At 70.5% G+C, this 19,570-nt stretch carries 14 protein-coding genes; 3 read left to right on the forward strand and 11 right to left on the reverse strand.

The window, feature by feature from the left end; genetic code table 11:
• Positions 1–15 precede the first annotated feature (15 nt).
• Positions 16–936, reverse strand: coding sequence for an AraC family transcriptional regulator (locus tag HWX76_RS18795; protein ID WP_050014121.1), 921 nt, complete (start codon positions 934–936; stop codon positions 16–18).
• 401 nt (positions 937–1,337) lie between these two features.
• Between HWX76_RS18795 and HWX76_RS18800 the strand changes: the two genes are divergently transcribed.
• The 3 genes from HWX76_RS18800 to HWX76_RS18810 all read left to right on the forward strand — a co-directional run bounded on the left by HWX76_RS18800 (position 1,338) and on the right by HWX76_RS18810 (position 7,082).
• A complete protein-coding gene (locus tag HWX76_RS18800) occupies positions 1,338–4,283 on the forward strand; it encodes a winged helix-turn-helix domain-containing protein (protein ID WP_176016167.1) in 2,946 nt (981 codons plus the stop codon).
• Positions 4,284–4,427: 144 nt separating this feature from the next.
• On the forward strand, positions 4,428–6,326 hold the full coding sequence (locus HWX76_RS18805; RefSeq protein WP_124557082.1) for an amidohydrolase: 1,899 nt from the start codon (positions 4,428–4,430) through the stop codon (positions 6,324–6,326).
• A gap of 81 nt (positions 6,327–6,407) precedes the next feature.
• Complete coding sequence (locus HWX76_RS18810; protein ID WP_050014123.1) at positions 6,408–7,082, forward strand: hypothetical protein; 675 nt, start codon at positions 6,408–6,410, stop codon at positions 7,080–7,082.
• Between the two features lie 94 nt (positions 7,083–7,176).
• Here HWX76_RS18810 and HWX76_RS18815 read toward each other — a convergent pair whose 3' ends face one another.
• From HWX76_RS18815 to HWX76_RS18860, 10 genes are all read right to left on the reverse strand, one after another.
• The gene (locus HWX76_RS18815) at positions 7,177–8,289 is read right to left on the reverse strand and encodes an alkene reductase (protein ID WP_050014124.1); all 1,113 of its coding nucleotides are present in this window, start codon (positions 8,287–8,289) and stop codon (positions 7,177–7,179) included.
• A gap of 78 nt (positions 8,290–8,367) precedes the next feature.
• On the reverse strand, positions 8,368–9,585 hold the full coding sequence (locus tag HWX76_RS18820; RefSeq protein WP_050014125.1) for an MFS transporter: 1,218 nt from the start codon (positions 9,583–9,585) through the stop codon (positions 8,368–8,370).
• Between the two features lie 181 nt (positions 9,586–9,766).
• Positions 9,767–10,684: a LysR family transcriptional regulator gene (locus tag HWX76_RS18825; RefSeq protein ID WP_050014126.1), complete on the reverse strand. Its 918-nt coding sequence runs from the start codon at positions 10,682–10,684 to the stop codon at positions 9,767–9,769.
• Between the two features lie 103 nt (positions 10,685–10,787).
• Complete coding sequence (locus HWX76_RS18830; RefSeq protein ID WP_089490287.1) at positions 10,788–13,049, reverse strand: molybdopterin cofactor-binding domain-containing protein; 2,262 nt, start codon at positions 13,047–13,049, stop codon at positions 10,788–10,790.
• Positions 13,049–13,549 (reverse strand): (2Fe-2S)-binding protein, encoded by a 501-nt coding sequence (locus HWX76_RS18835; protein ID WP_050014128.1) that lies wholly within the window; start codon positions 13,547–13,549, stop codon positions 13,049–13,051. The genes HWX76_RS18830 and HWX76_RS18835 overlap by 1 nt, the downstream gene beginning before the upstream one ends.
• Positions 13,546–14,832, reverse strand: coding sequence for a cytochrome c (locus HWX76_RS18840; RefSeq protein WP_176016168.1), 1,287 nt, complete (start codon positions 14,830–14,832; stop codon positions 13,546–13,548). The genes HWX76_RS18835 and HWX76_RS18840 overlap by 4 nt, the downstream gene beginning before the upstream one ends.
• 272 nt (positions 14,833–15,104) lie before the next feature.
• Positions 15,105–16,235 carry an amidohydrolase family protein gene (locus tag HWX76_RS18845; RefSeq protein WP_176016169.1) on the reverse strand — a complete coding sequence of 377 codons (1,131 nt, stop codon included), beginning with the start codon at positions 16,233–16,235 and terminating at the stop codon, positions 15,105–15,107.
• Entirely contained in the window at positions 16,232–17,917 is a 1,686-nt protein-coding gene (actP, locus tag HWX76_RS18850) for a cation/acetate symporter ActP (protein WP_176016170.1), read from the reverse strand. The genes HWX76_RS18845 and actP overlap by 4 nt, the downstream gene beginning before the upstream one ends.
• Positions 17,914–18,273: a DUF485 domain-containing protein gene (locus HWX76_RS18855; protein ID WP_176016171.1), complete on the reverse strand. Its 360-nt coding sequence runs from the start codon at positions 18,271–18,273 to the stop codon at positions 17,914–17,916. Before HWX76_RS18855 ends, actP begins: the two co-directional genes overlap by 4 nt.
• Positions 18,274–18,346: 73 nt before the next feature.
• The gene (locus HWX76_RS18860) at positions 18,347–19,570 is read right to left on the reverse strand and encodes an FAD binding domain-containing protein (protein ID WP_176016172.1); all 1,224 of its coding nucleotides are present in this window, start codon (positions 19,568–19,570) and stop codon (positions 18,347–18,349) included.

Here is a 19,570-nt window from a genome sequence, read left to right on the forward strand (position 1 = left end):
CCAGGCCTATATGCTTCAGCGCGACCGTGCGCGCCGCCACGCGCCGGGCGGATGGCCGACGATCCGCGCGAACACGCGGTTGAGATGGCTCTGGTCGGCGAAGCCGCACGCGACCGCGATGTCGGCCAGCGTCATGTCGGACGTCTCGATCAGTTCGCGTGCGCGCGTCACGCGCTGTTCGAGCAGCCACTGGTGCGGCGTGCGGCCGGTCGTGCGCGAGAACGCGCGGATGAAATAGCCGCGCGACAGGTCGCATTCGTTCGCCACTTCCTCGATCGATACGCCGAGGTCCGCCTTTTCCATCAACAGCTCCTGGGCGCGCGCCACCTTCGCGGCAGACAGCACGCCCTTGCGCTCGAGCTCGCGCGTGCGCGCGCTGCCGTAGCGGCGCAGCAGATGCGTGCCCATCGCGAGCCCGATCTGCTCGATGAACAGCGCGTTCAGCGGGCCGCCCGCGTCGAGGCTGTCGGCCACCGCGTGCGCGAGATGGCCGAGCACCGGGTCGCGTACGTCGGGGCGGCACGTGAGGCCGCCGATCGATTGGCCGCCGTGCTCGGGGCCGACGTGTTCGAGATACGCATGCGGCAGCTCGACCAGCACGAAGTCGAAGTTGCCGTACAGATCCGCGTGGAAATGGCGCGAGAAATCGCGAATGTAGATCGAGTGATGCTGGAACCGGCGCTCGCTCGCGCCGGCGCGCCCATAGAGCGTGCGGCGGTGGCCGCCGCTCAGCGACACGCCGACCAGGAAGCCGCGGTCGCACGGCGGCATCTCGATGCGTTCGACGTGCGCCTCGCGCATGCATTTGCGGTGCAGCCTCAGGCCGCCGGATGCCGTCTCGACATCCTTTGCCAGCAGGCTCGACACGCAGCCGAGCGTGTCTTTCGGCCGCCGCGGAGGCGATGCCACCGGCGCGGCGATGACGGAGTCTGACATGGAATTCCCCAGCGAGGGACTCGGAACATGAAATGACGAGTCCAGTTTAGATGCGCACGCGAACGTTCAAAATGAATTTGCATAAACGTCCGCTCGCCATCCTGACAAATTGCTTTCAGTGCGTGGGCGCGGCGAGTGCGCCACCCGGCTCAACGCCTGCGCGAGCGGCCCGGCAGAGTATAGCGCCCCACTTTTACACGCAAGTGATCGTGCCGGTCGCGCCCGCCCGAAATGCGCGGGCAGAGCGCATTTTCCTTCAAGATTTTCGATGGCCATCCGTCTACACTCGGTCCGGAATTCGACATTTTCCGTCCGGTGCAACGGCGCGCCGGACGCGGACTTCCTGCCGGGTGAACTGCCGCGTTCATCGGGCAGCCATCCCGAGGGAACCGGAGGCGGCCATGATCCAGATCGGAACTTTGTCTGTGGATTTCGAGCAACGCGACATTCGTCAGCACGGCGCGTCGCTGCGCATCGGCGCGCGCGCGCTCGACATTCTCGAAGTCCTGCACCGCGCGAGCGGTTCGGTCGTGTCGAAGGACGACATCATGGACGCGGTCTGGCCGGGCCTGATCGTCGAGGAAAACCGGCTTCAGGTGCATGTGGCGACGCTGCGCAAGGCGCTCGGCGCGAGCCGCGATCTGATCAAGACGGTGCCCGGGCGCGGCTACCTGCTGGTGGCGAGCGCGTCGTCCGGCCCGGACCTCGTACCCGTGGTCGACGCGCCGGCCGTCGTCGCCTCGCCCGATACGCCCGATGTACCCGATGCGCCCGCGTCGTCGCTGCTCGCGCCGCTCGTCGGGCGCGACGCCGAACTCGCGCAGATCGTCGACATGCTCGAACGCACGCCGGTCGTCACGCTCGTCGGCGCGGGCGGCATCGGCAAGACGAGTCTGGCCGTGCGCGTCGCGCACGGCGTGCGCAGCCGCTCGCGCGAGCGCGTGCTGTTCGTCGAACTGGCGCGCGCGTCGACGCGCGACGACATGCTGATCGCGCTCGCCGCCGAGCTCGGCCTCGACACGCCCGGCGTGCCCGCCATCGACCGCATCGGCGACGCGTTCGCGACGTCGCGCTGCCTGCTCGTGCTCGACAACGCGGAGCACATCGTCGATCTGGTGGCGAGCCTCGTCGAAACGCTGACGTCGAGCGCCGGCTCGCTGCGCGTGCTCGTGACGAGCCGCGAGCCGCTGCACATCTCGGCCGAGGCGGTGCTGCGCATGAGCCCGCTCGTGGTGCCGGACGGCAACGCGTCCGCCGACGAAATCGTCCGCTGCTCGGCCGTCGAGCTGTTCCTCGAACGCGTGCGCGCGGCCGCGCCGGATTGCAGGGTCGACGAAGCCGGCGTGCGGCTGATCGGCGACATCTGCCGGCGCCTCGACGGGCTGCCGCTCGCGATCGAACTGGCCGCGGCGCGCGTGGCGACGCTCGGGCTCGCGGTCGTCGCGTCGCGTCTCGACGACCGGCTGAACCTGCTGACGGGCGGGCTGCGCTCGGCGCTGCCGCGTCATCAGACGCTGCGCGCGACGTTCGACTGGAGCTACGTGCTGCTCGATCGGCCCGCGCGCGCGCTGTTTCGCCGGATGGGGTGCTTCATCGGGCCGTTTTCGTTCGATGCCGCGTACGCGGTCGCCACCGAGCCCGGCACGTCGGCCGCGGACATGATCGCGGTGCTCGGCGAACTGGTGGCGAAATCGCTGGTGACCGTCGAGTTTCATGGTGCGTATGCGCGCTACCGGCTGACCGAATCGACGCGCGCGTACGCGCTCGAAAAGCTGCACAACGAAGGCGAGTTCGAGCGCATCGTCGCGCGCCATGCGGCGTACGAGCGCGAGCGCGCGCCCGTGCGGCTCGTCGCGCCCGTGACGCCCGCCGACGTGCCGCCTGCCGATGCGCGCGCGCTGGCCGTGGACGAACCGATGGACGAAGCGGTAGACGAACCGGCGGACGCCGCCGAGGCCGCAGCCGTGCCCGAGCCCGACCGGCTGGCGCGCGCGCTGCTGGAGCCGTCGCGAATGCGCGCATGCACGGCGCGCGCGAGAGAGGTGCTCGACGAACTCGACACGGGCGCGGCAGACCCGGTCGACGCCGCGCGCGAGATGCGGCTGCGGGCGGCCTGCGCGTCGGCGCTGCTGCATACGGACGGCGACGCGCTGGCCGCCGCCGCGATGTGGGACCGCACGCTCGGTCTCGCCGCGCACATCGGCGACGATGCGTTCGACGCGCGCGCGCTGGTCGGGCTGTGGAACACGATGCTGACGCTGTCGGACATTCACGAATCGCTGCGCTACGCGACGCGCTTCGAGCGCGCGGCCGAGCGGCGCGGCGACCGGTCGCAGCGGTTGCTGGCGAACACGATGGTCGCGACGTCGCTGCATTACTTCGGCGAGCATGCGCAGGCGCGCGAGCGGCTGGAAGCGGCGACGGCCGAGCTCGCCGACGTGGGCGAATCGCCGTGCGCGCAGGCCGCGCTGGGCGTCGACATGGCGACGCTGGGCCGCACGATGCTGATCCGTCTGCTGTGGATGCAAGGCGAGCCGGAGCACGCGATGCGCGTCGCCGCGCAAGCGGTCGAGCATGCGCGCCGCGGCCCGTCGCCGCTCGCGTTGTGCATCGTGCTCGGCGCGGCCGCCGTGCCGATCGCGCTGCGCTACGGCGATCACGACATCAGCTCCGACTATCTCGCGACACTGCGCGCGACCGCCGACGCGCACGGTTTCGACATCTGGCGCAGTCACGCCGAATGCCTGACCGGTCAGTTCGACGTCCAGGCCGGCCATCCCGGCGCCGGGCTCGCGCGCCTCGAACCGGCGCTGCGGCGCGTCGAGGCGAGCGGCTTCCGGCGCGTGCTCGCGCCGTTGACCGTCGCGTACGCGGAAGGCCTCGTGCGGACCGGCCGCGCGGATGAAGCATGCACCCGGCTCGATGCGACGCTCGCGCGCTGCCGCGCGCACGGCGAGCACCTGTTCGTCCCCGAACTGCTGCGCGTGCGAGGCGTCGCGATGCTCGAGCAGGCGCGCACCGTCGGTGCGGATCTCGCCGTCGCGTACGAGGCGGACGGACATCGTCATCTGCAGATGGCGATCCAGACCGCGAACGCGCAGGGCGCCGCGATGTGGGCGCTGCGCGGTTCGCTCGATCTCGCCGATCACCTGATCGAGCGCGGCCACACCGCGCAGGCGTCGGCGCTCGTCGCCGGAGTCGCGCGGCACTTCGATCCGCATTCGCGCGCCCACGACGTGCGCCGCTTGCTGCGCGTGCAGAACTTCGTCCGTCCGGATGCGCCGCCCGCGCCGTGCCTGACGCATGCACGACGCGATGCCGCCGACGCGGCGCAGCAGGCGGCATGACGATGCGCGAACCGAGTACGGCAGGGCGGCCGCGCGATTGCAGCATGCGCGCCGACGCGCGCGCCGCGGCTGCTTGTCTGCGCGCCGCGGGAAGCCGCGCGTGTCGTGCGGCGTCGCGCGCGGGCGCGCACGGGAGACCCGACGGTGCTTAGAGCGACGGAACCCGCGCGTTCGGCGGACCTCGTCGTGTTCAACGGCAAGATCGCGACCCAGGACGAACAGCGCTCGTTCGTCCGCGCGCTCGCCGTGAAGGACGGGACCATCGTCGCGACCGGCGACGATCGCGACGTGCTGCGCCATGCGCACGACGACACGACCCGAATCGATCTGAACGGCCGTACCGTGATTCCGGGCCTGATCGACGCGCACCTGCAGGCGATCCGCGGCGGCATGAACTTCAACCTCGAGGTGCGCTGGGACGGCGTACCGTCGCTCGCCGACGCGCTCGAGCTGCTCGGCCGGCAGGTCCGCCGCACGCCCGCGCCGCACTGGGCGCGCGTGGCGGGCGGCTGGACCGCGCTGCAGTTCGTGGAAAAGCGCGGCCCGACGGCGGCCGAGCTCAACGCGATCGCACCCGACACGCCGGTGTTCATCCAGCATCTGGCCGACAGCGCGTGGCTGAATGCGGCCGCGCTGCGCGCGCTCGGCTACGGGCGCGACACGCCCGATCCGCCCGGCGGCGAGTTGCGGCGCGACCGCCATGGGCGGCCGACCGGGCTGCTGCTCGCGCGCCCGGACCCGGCGGTGCTCGGCGCGGCGCTCGCCCGCGCGCCGATGCTCGATGCGGACGACCGCGTCAACTCGACGCGGCAGTTCATGCGCGCGCTGAACCGCGTCGGCGTGACGAGCGCGATCGACGCCGGCGGCGACGGTCTCGCGTATCCGGACGACTATGCGGCGGTCGCGACGCTCGCGCGGCGCGGCGAATTGACGACGCGCATCGCGTATGCGCTGGGCGCGCGGCACGCGGGCCGCGAGCTCGACGACTTCGCGACATGGATCGCGCTGACGGCACCCGGCCGCGGCGACGCATTCCTGCGCACGAGCGGCGCGGGCGAGCGGCTGCTGTGCTCGGCCGTCGATCTCGGGAATTTTCTCGAACCGCGCGTCGACCTGCCCGCGTCGGTCGACGCGGAGCTGGCGGCCATCGTCCGGCTGCTGGTGCGTCACCGCTGGCCGTTCCGGCTGCATGCGACCTACGACGAATCGATCGGCCGCTTCCTCGACGTATTCGAAGCGATCGATCGCGACACGCCGTTCGACGGGCTGCGCTGGAGCTTCGACCGCTGCGAGACGATTTCGGATGCCAATATCGCGCGCGTCGCGGCGCTCGGCGGCGGCATCACCGTGCAGCCGCGCATGGCGTTCCAGGGCGAAGCGTTCATCGCGCGCCATGGGGCGGCGGCGGCCACGCGCGCGCCGCCGATCCGCGCGATGCTCGCGGCCGGGCTGCCGGTCGGCGCCGGTTCGGGCGCGACGGGCGCGGCGAGCTACAACCCGTTCGTCGCACTGTACTGGATGGTGTCGGGGCGCAGCGTGGGCGGCACCGCGCTGTATCCGGCGCGCAACCGGCTCGGCCGGATGGAGGCGCTGCGCCGCTACACGGTCGGCAGCGCGTGGTTCTCCGCGGACGAGCATCGCAAGGGCGCGCTGGTGCCCGGCCGATACGCCGACTTCGCGGTGCTGAGCGACGACTACTTCACGGTCGACGCGCGGCGTATCCCGACGTTGTCGTCGGTGCTGACGGTCGTCGACGGCAAGGTCGTGCACGCGGAGCAGGAATTCTCGCCGCTGGCGCCGCCGCCGCCGCCCGTCAGCCCCGTATGGTCGCCGGTCGCCGCAGGCGGCGTCGCCGATGCGGCGGGCGCCGGCGGCCGCGACGCGCCGCACGCGTCGGCGGCGGGCGACGCATGCGCGGCGCCCGGCATCGATGCGTGCCGCGCGCGCGGTCACGGACGCCGCTTCGCGCGGTCGCGCTATCCGACCGCAAGCGCGGCCGCCGAACGCTGCGAAGCCTTCGGCCGCTGCTGCGTCGCGTTTTGAGCGGCGCGTGCCGGTGCGCGACGCACGCCGCCGCGCATTGAACGATTTTCCGCCCCGTGCGCGGGGCATGAAGGAGACAGGATGAATGCTGCGCACCCGCGCGCATCGGCCACCGGCGACGAAGTGGCCGGCGTTCGCATTCCGCGCACGCCCGTTGCGGTCGAGGCAGCCGACGCGGCCCGCGCGTCGTTGCCCGCCGCGCTCGTCGATCACGCGGCGCGCGTGTTCGTGTTCGCGTCGCTCGCCGCGCGGCGGGCGGGCGACGCGTGCGATGCCGATGCACTGTATGTCGCCGCGATGTACGCCAACATGGGGCTGAGTCCGGCGTACGGCCGTTCGACCGAACGCTACGAGCTCGACGGCGCGGATGCCGCGCACGCGTTGCTGCTGCGGCATCGCCGGTCGCGGCGCATGCGCGACGACGTGTGGCACGCGATCGCGCTGCATACGACGCCGGGCGTGGCCGTCCGCGCGTCGCCGCTCGCGCGCGCATTGGCGTGCGCGGTGTCGACGGACCTGATGGCGACCGACTTCGACGCGTACATGGCCCACGAGCGCGACGCGCTCCTTGCCGCGTATCCGCGCGCTGGCGATTTCCCCGAAGCGTTTCTCGACCTGGTCGCGCGCGGCGTCGCGCACCGGCCGCAGTCGACCTTCGGCACGTGGAGCGCCGACGTGCTCGAACGCGCGGATCCGGATTTTCATCGGCCGAATTTCTGCGGCCGCGTGCTGGGCGCGCGGTGGAACGACATGTGACGGCCCCGGTCGAGCGTGCGGCAGCCGCACGCTCGACCGGCTGCGGCGCGCGGCCGCGCGCGGGATGCCGCACGTGGCGCGCCGCATGTGCGGGTCACGCGTGCGACGGCGCCGCATCGTACCGCGCATAGTCGACGTAGCCGGCGCGGTCGCCGCCGTACCAGCCGGCGGCCTTCGGCTCCGCGAGCGGTGCGCGGGCCGCGATGCGCTCGACGAGATCCGGGTTCGCGATATACGCGCGCGCGAACGCGACGAGATCGGCGTCGCCCGCGTCGATCAGCGCGTTCGCCGCGTCCGGCGAAATGCCGCCGTTGACGATCAGCGTGCCGTGGAACGACCGGCGCGCGTGCTCGACGATGCGCGGCAGATCGGGCTCGCCGCTCCAGCCGTTGGTGTCGGCCGCGTGCAGGTACGCGACGCCCGCCGCGTCGAGCATCCGGCCGACGTACGCGAGCGTCGCGTCCGGATCGGCGTCGCGCACGTTGTTGTATTTCGCGTACGGCGAGATGCGCACGCCGACGCGGTTCAGCGGCATCACGCCGCCGACCGCGTCGACGATTTCCTCGAGAAAGCGCGCGCGGTTCGCGACCGAACCGCCGTAGCGATCGTCGCGGCGGTTCAGCGTCGACGACAGGAACTGGTGCGGCAGATAGCCGTTGGCCGCATGGATCTCGACGCCGTCGAAGCCCGCGGCCATCGCGTGCGCGGCGGCCTGCCGGAATTCGTCGACGGCCGCGACGACTTCATCGGTCGTCATCGCGCGCGACGGCGTCGCATGAATCTTCGTGTAGAAGCCGTTCTGCAACTGCGCCCACACCTGCAACTGTTCGAGGTCGTCGTTCACGCCGGACGGCGACAGCGGCGCGGCGCCGCCGAGCAGCGTCAGCGAACTGACGCGGCCGCCGTGCCACAGCTGCGCGAAGATGCGTCCGCCGTTCGCATGGACGGCGTCGGTGACGGCTTTCCACGCGGCGGCTTGCGCATCGTCGACGAGACCGGGCGTCAGCTCGAATGCGGCGGACGCCGGGCTGACGTTGGTGGCCTCGGTCACGATCAGGCCGGCCGACGCGCGCTGCGCGTAGTACTCGGCCATCAGTTCGGTGGGCAGGCCGCGGGACGGCGCGCGCGAGCGAGTCATCGGCCCCATCACGACGCGGTTCGGCAGCGCGAGGCCGCGCAGATCGTAGGCACTGAGCAGGGAAGACATGATGGACTCCTGTGGTTCGACGGGGAGCGGGGCGGCTTTGCGCCCCGCGAACGGATCGATTCGATGGGTGACGATGGATCAACCCGCGGCGTGACGTTGCGCGTGCGGCCGCCCGACGAGCAGGTAGTGGCCGAGCGCGACGATCGGGAACGCGCCGGCCACCGCGGCGACGAGCGGCCAGCCGCCGTGTTCGTACAGCGGGCTCGCGAGCGCGGAGCCGATGGCGCCGCCGACGAAGATGCTCGTCATGTACAGCGCATTGAGCCGGTTGCGGCTCGCCGCATGCAGCGCGTAGATCTCGCGCTGGCCGAGCACCATGTTCATCTGCACCGCGAAGTCGAGCACGATGCCGGTGACGACGAGCCCGTACAGGCCGGCGCCGTGCACGACACCGACCGCATACGCGAGCGCGCCGGCAACCAGCGCGATCAGCGTCGCGCGCACCGTATGGCCGGCATCCGCGAGGCGTCCGGCCACCGGCGCCGACGTCGCGCCGATCGCGCCGACCAGCGCGAACAGGCCGATTGCCGATTGCGACAACCCGTAGTGACGCGTCAGCTCGACGGGCACGGCGGTCCAGAACAGGCTGAACGACGCGAACATCAGGCCCTGGTAGAACGCGCGGTGACGCAGCACCGGCATCGTGCGAACGAGGTGCAGCAGCGAGCCGATCAGTTCGAAATAGGTTGCGCGATGATCGGGCTGGCGCGACGGAATCGTCAGCGCGAGCACGGCCGTGACGAGCGTCATCAGCACGGCCGCGGCCGCGAACACGAAGCGCCAGCCGAACGCGTCGGCGACGACGCTCGACAGCGGTCGCGCGAGCAGGATGCCGAGCAGCAGCCCGCTCATGATCGTGCCGACGACGCGGCCGCGCGAATGGTCGGGCGCGAGGTGCGCGGCGAGCGGCACGAGGATCTGCACGGCCACCGAGCTGAACCCGATCAGCAGCGAAATCGCGAGGAAGAGCCCGGGCGTGCGCACGAACGCGGCCGCCGCGAGGCTCGCGATCGACACGACGGCCGTCACGATCATCAGCTTGCGGTTTTCGAGCAGGTCGCCGAGCGGCACGATGAAGAACAGCCCGAGCGCGTAGCCGATCTGCGTCAGCGACACGATCAGGCTCGCCGTGTTGCCGGACATGTGCAGGCTCGGCGCGATGAGCTCGGTGATCGGCTGTGCGTAGTACAGGTTCGCGACGATCGCGCCGCAGCTGAACGCGAACAGCAGGATCAGCCCCTGCGTGAGTTTGACGCTGTGCGCGGGCGGCGCGAGCGGTGTTGAATCCGTTGACATGATCGACTCCTGGAAAAGGGAAAGGCCGGACACCGAAGCGTCGCGCGGGCATCGAGCTCGCCCGGCCGCGATACGGTGCACCGCATTGCCGTCCATACTATTGATCAATCGATAAAACCGGAAGCGAGACGCCGCGCAATCGAGCGTTGCGCGGCACGCAAAAGTGCCGCGCCCGGTGGGGTCAGCCGCGTTTGCCCTGCAGCGTCGGAATCTGCTCGAACAGGCCCGCGAGCCAGTCGACGAACACCTTCAGCTTGACCGGGATATGGCGATTGGGCGGATACAGCACCGAAATCGGCCTGGCCGGCGCGTTGAAATCGGTCAGCACCTCGCGAAGCCGGCCCGATTTCAGGTAAGGCTCGACGAGGTACAGCGATGTCTTGATCAGGCCGATGCCGGCGACGCCGCACTCGATGTAGTTGTCCGCGTCGTTGACGGCCACCGTGCCGCACATCTGCACGATGCGCGGCTCGCCGTCGACGACGTAATCCCACGGGCGCGGTCGCCCGGTGTCGGCCGAGATGTGACTGACCGCCACGTGCTGCGCGAGATCGTCGACGGTCTCCGGCTCGCCGCACCGCGCGAAATACGCGGGCGAGCCGCACGTGCAGGTGGTCAGGCTGCCGATCCGCCGCGCGATCATCCCCGAATCGTCGAGCGCGCCGATGCGCACCACGCAGTCGACCCCTTCGCCGACGAGGTCGATCTGCCGGTCGGTCACGCCGAGTTCGATCATGATGTCCGGATGGGCGTCGAGAAACGCCGGCAGCGCGGGCACGACGACCTGCTTCGCCATCGCGGGCGGCAGGTTCACTTTCAGCCGGCCGCGCGGCACGTTGCGGGCCTGCGACACCGACGCCTCCATGTCGTCGATCTCGCGCAGCACCGCGACGGCGCGTTCGTAATACGCCTGGCCGTCCTCGGTCAGCGAGATGCGGCGCGTGGTGCGGTTCAGCAGCCGGCAGCCGAGATGCTGCTCGAGTGCGCTCAGCAGCGCGGACACGCGCGGCGTGGTGAGGCCGGTCGTGTCCGACGCGCGCGTGAAGCTGCCGGTTTCGACGATGCGCGTGAACACGCGCATCGAAAGCAAGGTATCCATCGTCGGAAGTTCTCCCGCCTGTCGGCATGCGGCGCCGGTGCGTGCCGGCGCCGTCTTGTCGTGTATCGGATAGGGCGTGTCGCGCAGCGAATGCGACCGACCGCTACGCGTCGATGCGCTTTCTCAGCGCGTCGCCGGCAAACGGCATTTCGCGCAGGCGCTGGCCGGTCGCGTCGAAGATCGCGTTGGCCAGCGCGCCGGCGGTCGGCCCCATCGATGCTTCGGCCGCGCCGAGAAACGGCGCGCCGGGGCGATTGACCAGATGGACCTTCACGTTCTGCGGCGCGGCCGAGAAGCGCAGGATCGGGTAGCTGCTCCAGTCGAAGCTGCGAATCCGTTCCGTGTCGTACTTCAGCGCCTCGTACAGCGTCCAGCTCGCGGCCTGCACGATGCCGCCCTCGATCTGGTTGCGGATGCCGTCCGGCGACACGATCTGGCCCGCGTCGACGGCGGCTTCCGCGTGTTCGAGCGTCACCTGGCCGGTTTCCGGCACGACCGACACCTCGACCGCGATCGCGACGTAGGCCATCAGGTTCTTGTACTTGCCGAACGCGAAGCCGACGCCGCGGTTGCGCGCGCGCGGCGGCCGCGGCCAGCCGAAGTGCTTCGCGGCGAGCTGGATCACCTGCCGCGCGCGATGGTCTTCCATGTGGCGCAGCCGGAATTCGACCGGATCGACGCCGGCCGCGTGCGCGAGCTCGTCCATGAAGCTTTCGATCGCCCAGACGTTCGTGTGCGCGCCGAGCGAACGCATCGCGGACGTCTGCAGCGGCATCGTCGGCGAGAAGTGGTTGACGATGTGCTGGTTCGGCAGCGCGTACAGCGGGATCGCGTTGCGGTCGCCGCCGCCCTCCGGTTGAAGCATCGGCGTCGACGGCGCGGGCACGAACGGCGGCTCGAGCATGCGCGCGGGCAGCAGCCGGCCCGCGTTGACGATCCGCTCGTTGTGCGAGCTGCTCCACAGCGCATAGTTCCAGTCGACGATGCGGCCGCTCGCGTCGAGCGATGCGCTGACCTCGGTCACCATCGCGGGCGTGAAGTGATCCCACGTGTGTTCCTGTTCGCGCATCCATTGCACGCGAATCGGCTTGCCCGGCATCGCGGCGGCGATCAGCGCCGCATGCGCGGCCACGTCGTCCGCCGCGTTGTGGCCGTAGCAGCCGGAGCCTTCGGTGTGAATGCAGCGAATGTTCGCCTTCGGCATCGACAGCATCTCCGCGAGCGCGTCGCGCAGCGGATAGACGCCCTGCGAGTGGGTCCACACCGTCATCATCCCGTTCTCGAGATGCGCGACCGAGCACGACGGCCCGATCGACCCGTGCAACAGGTAGTTCTTCAGGAACGTCGCGTTCAGCGTCTTCGCGGCCGGCGCGGTGGCCGCGTGCGTGTTCGCGATCTCGATGCGCTGCGTCGAGATCCGCTTCAGGTCCGCGTGCACGGTGCTGCGCTCGGGCAGCTTGCGGCCCGGCGACCACTGGCAGCCGGCGGCGAGCGCGCGCTGCGCGACCACCGCCTGCCACTCGCCCTGCGCGACCACCGCGAGCATGCTGCCGTTGCGCACGATCCGCACGACGCCCGGCAGCTTCAGGATCGCGGCTTCGTCGAACGACAGCAGCTTCGCGTCGTACACCGGCGGCATCACGACGCGTGCGTGCAGCATGCCGGGCAGCTGCATGTCCTGCACGTAGCTGACGCCGCCCGTGACCTTGTTCGGGATGTCGACGCGCGGCAGCGACGTGCCGATCACCGCGAACGTCGCCGGGCTCTTCAGCGGCGACGTCGGCGTCGCGTTGCGGTGCAGGTCGACCGTGCGGATCGCGTCGCCGTAGGTCATCGTGCGGCCGTCGGGCGCCGTGATCACCGCGTCGGCGGTCGTCAGCACGCGCGGATCGACGCCGAAGCGTTTCGCCGCGCCTTCCACCAGCAGCGCGCGCACCTGCGCGGTCGCGTTCAGCAGCGCGGAGCCGCTGTCGGCCATCGTATGGCTGCCGGCGGTCAAGCCTTCGTCCGGCGACGCGCCGGTGTCGGCGGTCAGGAACGTGATCAGCGACGGCTTCATGTCGAGTTCCTCGGCGGCCACCTGCAGCAGCGCGGTGCGCACGCCGGTGCCGAGCTCGACCTTGCCGGTGTACACGGTGACCTTGCCGTCGGGCGCGATCTTGACCCATGCATCGAGCAGCGGATTGGTCTTCAGGCTGCCGGCGAGCGCCTGCGTGGCCTTCGCCACGTGCACGGCCGCGCCTTCGTCGGCGATCACCAGCTGCGCGGCCGCGCGCGACGCGGGCGCGAGACTGAACGCGACGAACAGCGCGCCGGAGACGATGAAGTGCCGGCGGCCTTCGTCGATGTCGTCGTGGGAATTCATCAGAGCCCCTTGCTGATCGTGACGGGAGCGGAAGCCGGTTCGGGGGCCGGCAGACCCGCGACCGAGCGCACCGCCGCGAGAATCCGCATGTGCGTGCCGCAGCGGCACAGGTTCGGTTCCATGTGCGTACGCAGTTCCTGTTCGGTCGGCTTCGGATTGCGTTCGAGCAGCGCCTGCGCGCGCATGATCATCCCGGCGATGCAGTAGCCGCACTGCGCGGCCTGGTGCTCGATGAACGCGCGCTGCAGCGGGCCCGGGTGCTCGGCGGTGCCGAGGCTCTCGATGGTGCGCACGCTGCGCGAACCGACCGCGGCCACCGGCATCAGGCACGAGAAGGTCGGCTTGCCGTCGACGATCACTGTGCAGGCGCCGCATTGGCCGAGGCCGCAGCCGAACTTCGCGCCGTGCAGGTGCAGGTCGTTGCGCAGCGCGTACAGCAGCGGCGTGGACGGATCGATGTCCAGCGTGTGCCGCACGCCGTTGACGGTGAGGGTAATCATCGTGCGGTGTCCTCTTTTCTGAGCTTCGCGGCCATCGCGTCGACGCCCGCCCACGCGGGACGATCGGTATAGGTCTCGCGCACGTACGCGGCGAGATCGGCGATCTGCGCGTCGTCGTACTGGTCGATGAACGACGGCATGTAGTTGAGCGTGTCCTCGCCGTGCCAGCCGATGCCGTTGAACATCATCTGGATCGCGTTGCGCGGCGTATCGGCGTTGACCGCCGTGCTGAACGCGAGCGTCGGCCGCTCGCCGATCGAGTGCATCGGCGCGGCCGGCCCGTGGCACTGCGCGCACGACGCCTGGAACAGCGTCGCGCCGCGCTGCGCGGCCGGCGTCGTCGCGGTGTGTTCGCCCGCGGCCGTTGCCGCGGCCGCACGCGCGGTCGCCGGCTTCTGGATCGACAGGATGTACGCGGCGATCGCGTCGACGTCCTCCACCGGCACCGTCGCGAGGTCGCGCGTGACCGGCAGCATCGGCCCGGCCGCCGCGCCGTGCTCGCTCGCGCGGCCGGTGCGCAGGTAGGTGACGAGCTGCGCCTGTGTCCACGGGCGCGCGGCCTGGCCGAGCGCATTGAGCGGCGGCGCTTCCCAGCCGTCGACGATGCCGCCGTCGAATGCACGGCCGCGCTGCTCGCCGCCGATCGCGTTCAGCGGCGAATGGCACGATGCGCAGTGACCGAGCCCGTCGACGAGCATCCTGCCGCGGTTCCATTGCGCGGACTGCGCGGGGTCGGGTTGATACGCGCCTTCGCGCAGGAACAGCACGTTCCAGAACGCGACCAGCGGCCGGAAGTTCAGCGGAAAGATCAGGTCGTTGGCGGGCGCCGTCGCATGTACCGGCTCACGCGTCATCAGGTACGCGTATGCGGCGGCGATGTCGTCGTCCGACATCCGCGTGAAATGAATGTACGGAAACGCCGGGTAGAGCGGCTGGCCGTTGCGTCCGATGCCGGTGCGCAATGCACGGGCGAAGGCGTCGCGCGACCAGCGGCCGATCCCCGTTTCGGCGTCCGGCGTGATGTTGGTCGCGTAGATCGTGCCGAACGGCGTCGCGAGCGGCAAGCCGCCCGCGAACGGCTTGCCGTCCTTCGCGGTGTGGCACACGATGCAGTCGCCGAGCGCGACGACCCGCGCGCCGGCGCGCACCAGTTGCGGATCGAACGAAGCAGGGGCGGGCGGATCGATCGGCGCGATCGACGGCCGCACCATGATGCCGATCGCGACCGCGATGCCCGCGATCGCGATGCCGGCCGCGCCGAACCAGAGTCGTTTGTGCTTCATGTGCGCTCCGCGCGAAGCGGTGCGCCGCACGTCGTGCGCGGCGCGCCCGGGGCGTCGTGCGTCGGCTGGCCGGGCCGCGAACGCGTGGCTGCGCGGCGGTGATTGGCAACTGGATCCACGTTGTCACTCCATCAATCGAAAAGGCGCGCGGGCTGGCCAGCGCGGTCGCTCTTGCAGCCAGTCTACGCAGACGCCCGCGTCATTTCCTGAAACCGGGCTGAAACGTTCTGAACGGGTTCCGGCCCGGTTCGGCGGCACCCGGCACGCACGCGCTAGATCCGCAGCAGCCGGCCCGCATTGCCGCCGAGCACCAGCGCGCGCTGGTCGTCGGGCAGGTCCAGCCGGTCGAGAAAACGCACCGGTTGCGCGTAGCCCATGTCGAAGCAATAGTCGCTGCCGAGCACCAGCCGGTCGATGCCGACGTTCTCGATCAGAAAGTTCAGCACCGGCCCCGAGTGGGACACCGTGTCGTAGCTGAAGCGCCGCAGATAGCTGCTCGGCTGTTGCGCGAGCCGGCGCGTTTCCGGCCGGACGGTCCACCCGGCGTCGAGCCGGCCGGCGAGGATCGGCAGCGCGCCGCCCGCATGCGGCAGCGTGACGTGCAGCGCCGGATGGCGATCGAGCACGCCGCCGAGTATCAGGTGCGAAGCGGCGATTGCCGTATCGAACGGATTGCCGAGCAGGTTGCTCAGGTAGAAATCGCCGAGGCGCGCGCCGCCGACGGTTTGCTGCGGGTGCAGGAACACCGGCAGCCCGAGTTGCTCGATGCGCGCGAACACCGGCGCGAACCGCGGATCGTCGAGGTCGCGGTTGTCGATGTTCGTGCCCATGTACACGCCGCGCACGCCAGGCAGCGCCGACGCGCGCTCGAGCTCGTCGATCGCATCGGTCGCGTCGAGCATCGGCAGCGTCGCGAGGACGACGAAGCTCGCCGGATGCCGCTGGTGCACGCGCGACGCGGCCGTATTCCATGTGCGCGCCAGTTTCGCGTTGAACGGCCGGTCGCCCCAGTACGCCATCGGCACGCTCAGCGACAGCGCCTGCACGTCGACGCCCGACGCGTCCATGTCCTCGAGCCGTGCGTCGACGTCGATGAATTTCATCGGCAGCGGCCCGAGGCCGCCGGCCGGCGTGCGGAACGTGAACGTCGTGTCGTCGCACGCGAATGCGCCGCCGAACCGCTTGCCTTCGCCGCCGACGAGGTCGCAGAAGCTTTCCGGGTAATAGTGCGCGTGGATGTCGATCGCGCGTGGACGCCGGGCCGGCAGCGTGGCTGCAGCGGCCGAGGTGGGCGCCGGTTGCGCCGCCGCGGCCGGACGTCCGGCAAGGGCCGCGACGGCAAGCGCGGCGAATGTGCCGAGCATGCGGCGCCGGCCGGTGGGCAGGCAGCAGGGGCAGGTCATCGGATCGTCTCCAGGTCGTGATTGTCGTGTTGTGGCGTGCCGTGGCGCGGCAGGACGCCGAGTTCGCATGCGACGAGCTGCGCGTCGAACCGCGCGCGTTCGCGTCGCGCGCGGGCCGAGCCGTCGGTGGCCGACACCGCGACGATCGCGACGAACGCGGCGGCCATCGAGAACAGCGCCGGATATTCGTACGGGTAGGGCGCGTGCGCGTGGCCGAGCACCTGTACCCAGACGGTCGGGCTCAGCACGGTGAGCGTGACCGCCGTGACGAGCCCGATCGTGCCGCCGACCACCGCGCCGCGCGTCGTCAGGCCGCGCCAGTAGATCGAGAGCAGCAGCACCGGGAAATTCGAGCTGGCGGCGATCGAGAACGTGAGGCTGACGATGAACGCGATGTTCTGCTTCTCGAATGCGATGCCCAGCACGATCGCGAGCACGCCGAGCACCAGCGTCGTCGCGCGTGCGACGCGCATTTCTTCGCGGTCGGTCGCCTGGCCGCGGCGCAGCACGTTCGCATAGAGGTCGTGCGAGATCGCCGACGAGCCGGCGAGCGTCAGCCCCGCGACCACGGCGAGAATCGTCGAGAACGCGACCGCGCAGATGAAGCCGAGGAAAAAGTTGCCGCCGATCGCATGCGCGAGATGGATCGCCACCATGTTCGCGCCGCCGGCCACCGCGCCGGACGCATCGTGATACCGCGGGTCCGCCGCGACGAGCGCGATCGTGCCGAAGCCGATCACGATGATCAATGCATAGCCGGCGCCGACGATGCCGGTTGCATGGAGGATGCTCTTGCGCGCCGCGCCGACGTCGCCGACCGTGAAGAAGCGCATCAGGATGTGCGGCAGGCCGGCCGTGCCGAAGATCAGCGCGAGCCCGAGCGACACCGCGGACACCGGGTCGGACACGAGGCCGCCCGGCCGCATGATGGCTGCGTGCTTCGGATGGACGCGCAGCGCCTGCGCGAACAGTGCGTCGAGGCTGAAGCCGAAGCGGCTCAGCACCATGAACGCCATGAATGCCGCGCCGGCGAGCAGCAGCACGGCCTTGACGATCTGGATCCACGTGGTGGCGAGCATGCCGCCGAAGAACACGTAGACGACCATCAGCACGCCGACGATCACCACCGCGGCCGTGTAGTCGAGCCCGAACAGCAGCTCGACGAGCTTGCCGGCGCCGACCATCTGCGACACGAGATACAGCAGGACGATGACGATCGAGCTCGACGCGGCGAACGCGCGGATCGGCCGTGGCTGCAGCCGGTACGACACGACGTCGGCGAGCGTGTACTTGCCGAGGTTGCGCAACGGCTCCGCGATCAGGAACAGGATGATCGGCCAGCTCGCGAGAAAGCCGACCGAATAGATCAGCCCGTCGTAACCGCTCGTGAACACGAGCGCGGAGATGCCGAGCAGCGATGCGGCCGACATGTAGTCGCCGGCGATCGCCCAGCCGTTCTGCAGCGCGGTGATGCGGCCGCCGGCCGCGTAATGATCGGCGACGCTGCGGTTCTGGCGGGCGGCCCAGCGCGTGATGACGAGCGTCGACGCGACGAACAGCACGAACATGCCGATGGCGACCGGATTGTGCGGGTGCGCGAGCGGCGCGGAGCCCGCCGCGAACGCCGGCGCCGCGGCTGCGCTCGCGGTTGCAGCGAGGAGGATGGCGAAGGTGTGTTTCATTGGCCGCCTCCGTCGCGGACCGACGCGACGAGCGCGTCGTGCACCGCATTCGCACGCCGCACGTACAGCGCGACGAGCGCGAACGTCGCGACGAACATGCCGAAGCCGACCGGGATGCCCCACGTGGTCGGGCGGCCCGGCACGATCGGCCGGCCGAGCCATGCCGGCGAGAACGCCAGCGACAGGATGAACGCGAAGTAAAGCGCGAGCATGACGGCGGTCAGCGACCACGCGAATCGCCGCCTTCGCGTGACGAGATGGCGGAAGCGGGCATCGCGCAGCAGCGGATGCGTGGCCGCGGCGGGCGCGTCCTGATCGGGTGCGGGGCCGGCGGCGGCCGGAATCGAACGGTTCACGGTGTCTCCTTGTCGGTATTGGATGGGGCGCGATGCGGCGGGCGCGAGACGTCGTCCATGCGCCCGCCGGTGGTCAGAACCGCGGCGGCACGGCCGTTTCGCGCATCACGACTTCCGCGGTGCGGTAGCGTTCGGCCATCTCGCGTTCGGTGTCGTTCTTCAGTTGCGCCTGCATGTATGCGCCGAGATGGCGCGCGTGTTCCACGATCGCGGCGCCGAACGCGGTGCGCGTTTCGCTGTACGCGTGCAGTGCATCCAGCGGATCGGCATGCGCGGCCAGCGCGCCGACCAGCGCAAGCGCATCGCCCGCGGCCTTCGTGACGCCCATCCCGCAGTGCGGCCGCGCGACGAATGCGGCATCGCCGAGCAGCGCGATGCGGCCGAACGCCATGCGCGGCACCTCGAGATCGTAGATCGGCTGGAACAGCGGCTGTGCGGCGCGCGACACGACTTCCGCGAACTGCGGCGCGAGCAATGCATGCGCGGCGTCTTCCATGTCGGCGAGCACGTCGCGGCGGATCAGCGTCGGCGGAATGCCGGTCGCCCACAGCTTGCCCGTCGCGTCGGTGAGCAGGTTCGGCAGGTCGGTGTCCTCGCGGGTCGCGCGATACCACACGAAGTTGTAGCGGCGCTCGCCGGGCCGCGTGCTGTTGTGCTGGCCGGCGACCGGGTAGCCGAGGATCTGCTCGCGCGGCGGCAGGCCGAACGCGAACTTGTCGAACAGCGTCGCGTGCGTGCGCTCCGACAGTTCGCGCTCGTCGACGAGGCCGCGCCACGCGACGTAGCCCGCGTACTGCAGGCGCGCGTGCGGCAGGAATCGTTCGCGGATCGCCGAACGGAAGCCGTCGGCCGCGACGACGAGGTCGGCATGCACCACCGACCCGTCGGCCAGCGTGAGCGTGGCGTGCTCGGGCCCGTCCGCGACGTCGGCGACGACGGCCCCCGCGTGATGGTGCTGGTCGGGCAGCGCGGCGCGCAGGACGTGGTACATCTTGCTCCATGCGGTCAGCGTCTGCGGCAGTTGCCGCTCGGATGCGAGCGAGCCGTCCCGCGCGAGCGTGACGCGCGATTCGACGTTCACGCCGATCGATGCGTCGATGCGCACGCCGGCCGCGCGCAGCACGTCGAACAGCTCCGGATGCGTGACGATGCCGGCGCCACGGCCGGACAGCGCGTCGGGCACGCGTTCGAACACGTCCACGTCCCAGCCGTTGCGCAGCAACAGGTTCGCGGCGAACAGCCCGCCCAGCGAGCCGCCGACGATGGCGGCCTTGCGATGCGTCGAATGGATGCTCAT

The organism is Burkholderia sp. BCC0398 (assembly GCF_902833245.1).
Classification (GTDB): Bacteria; Pseudomonadota; Gammaproteobacteria; order Burkholderiales; family Burkholderiaceae; genus Burkholderia; species Burkholderia sola.

Excerpts from the sequence above, each read along its gene's own strand:
- HWX76_RS18835 (WP_050014128.1), bottom strand. The coding sequence starts at position 13,549 with ATGATTACCCTCACCGTCAACGGCGTGCGGCACACGCTGGACATCGAT.
- HWX76_RS18830 (WP_089490287.1), bottom strand. The coding sequence starts at position 13,049 with ATGAATTCCCACGACGACATCGACGAAGGCCGCCGGCACTTCATCGTC.
- HWX76_RS18860 (WP_176016172.1), bottom strand. The coding sequence starts at position 19,570 with ATGAGCATCCATTCGACGCATCGCAAGGCCGCCATCGTCGGCGGCTCG.
- HWX76_RS18800 (WP_176016167.1), top strand. The coding sequence starts at position 1,338 with ATGATCCAGATCGGAACTTTGTCTGTGGATTTCGAGCAACGCGACATT.
- HWX76_RS18810 (WP_050014123.1), top strand. The coding sequence starts at position 6,408 with ATGAATGCTGCGCACCCGCGCGCATCGGCCACCGGCGACGAAGTGGCC.
- HWX76_RS18840 (WP_176016168.1), bottom strand. The coding sequence starts at position 14,832 with ATGAAGCACAAACGACTCTGGTTCGGCGCGGCCGGCATCGCGATCGCG.
- HWX76_RS18825 (WP_050014126.1), bottom strand. The coding sequence starts at position 10,684 with ATGGATACCTTGCTTTCGATGCGCGTGTTCACGCGCATCGTCGAAACC.
- HWX76_RS18820 (WP_050014125.1), bottom strand. The coding sequence starts at position 9,585 with ATGTCAACGGATTCAACACCGCTCGCGCCGCCCGCGCACAGCGTCAAA.
- HWX76_RS18845 (WP_176016169.1), bottom strand. The coding sequence starts at position 16,235 with ATGACCTGCCCCTGCTGCCTGCCCACCGGCCGGCGCCGCATGCTCGGC.
- actP (WP_176016170.1), bottom strand. The coding sequence starts at position 17,917 with ATGAAACACACCTTCGCCATCCTCCTCGCTGCAACCGCGAGCGCAGCC.
- HWX76_RS18795 (WP_050014121.1), bottom strand. The coding sequence starts at position 936 with ATGTCAGACTCCGTCATCGCCGCGCCGGTGGCATCGCCTCCGCGGCGG.
- HWX76_RS18815 (WP_050014124.1), bottom strand. The coding sequence starts at position 8,289 with ATGTCTTCCCTGCTCAGTGCCTACGATCTGCGCGGCCTCGCGCTGCCG.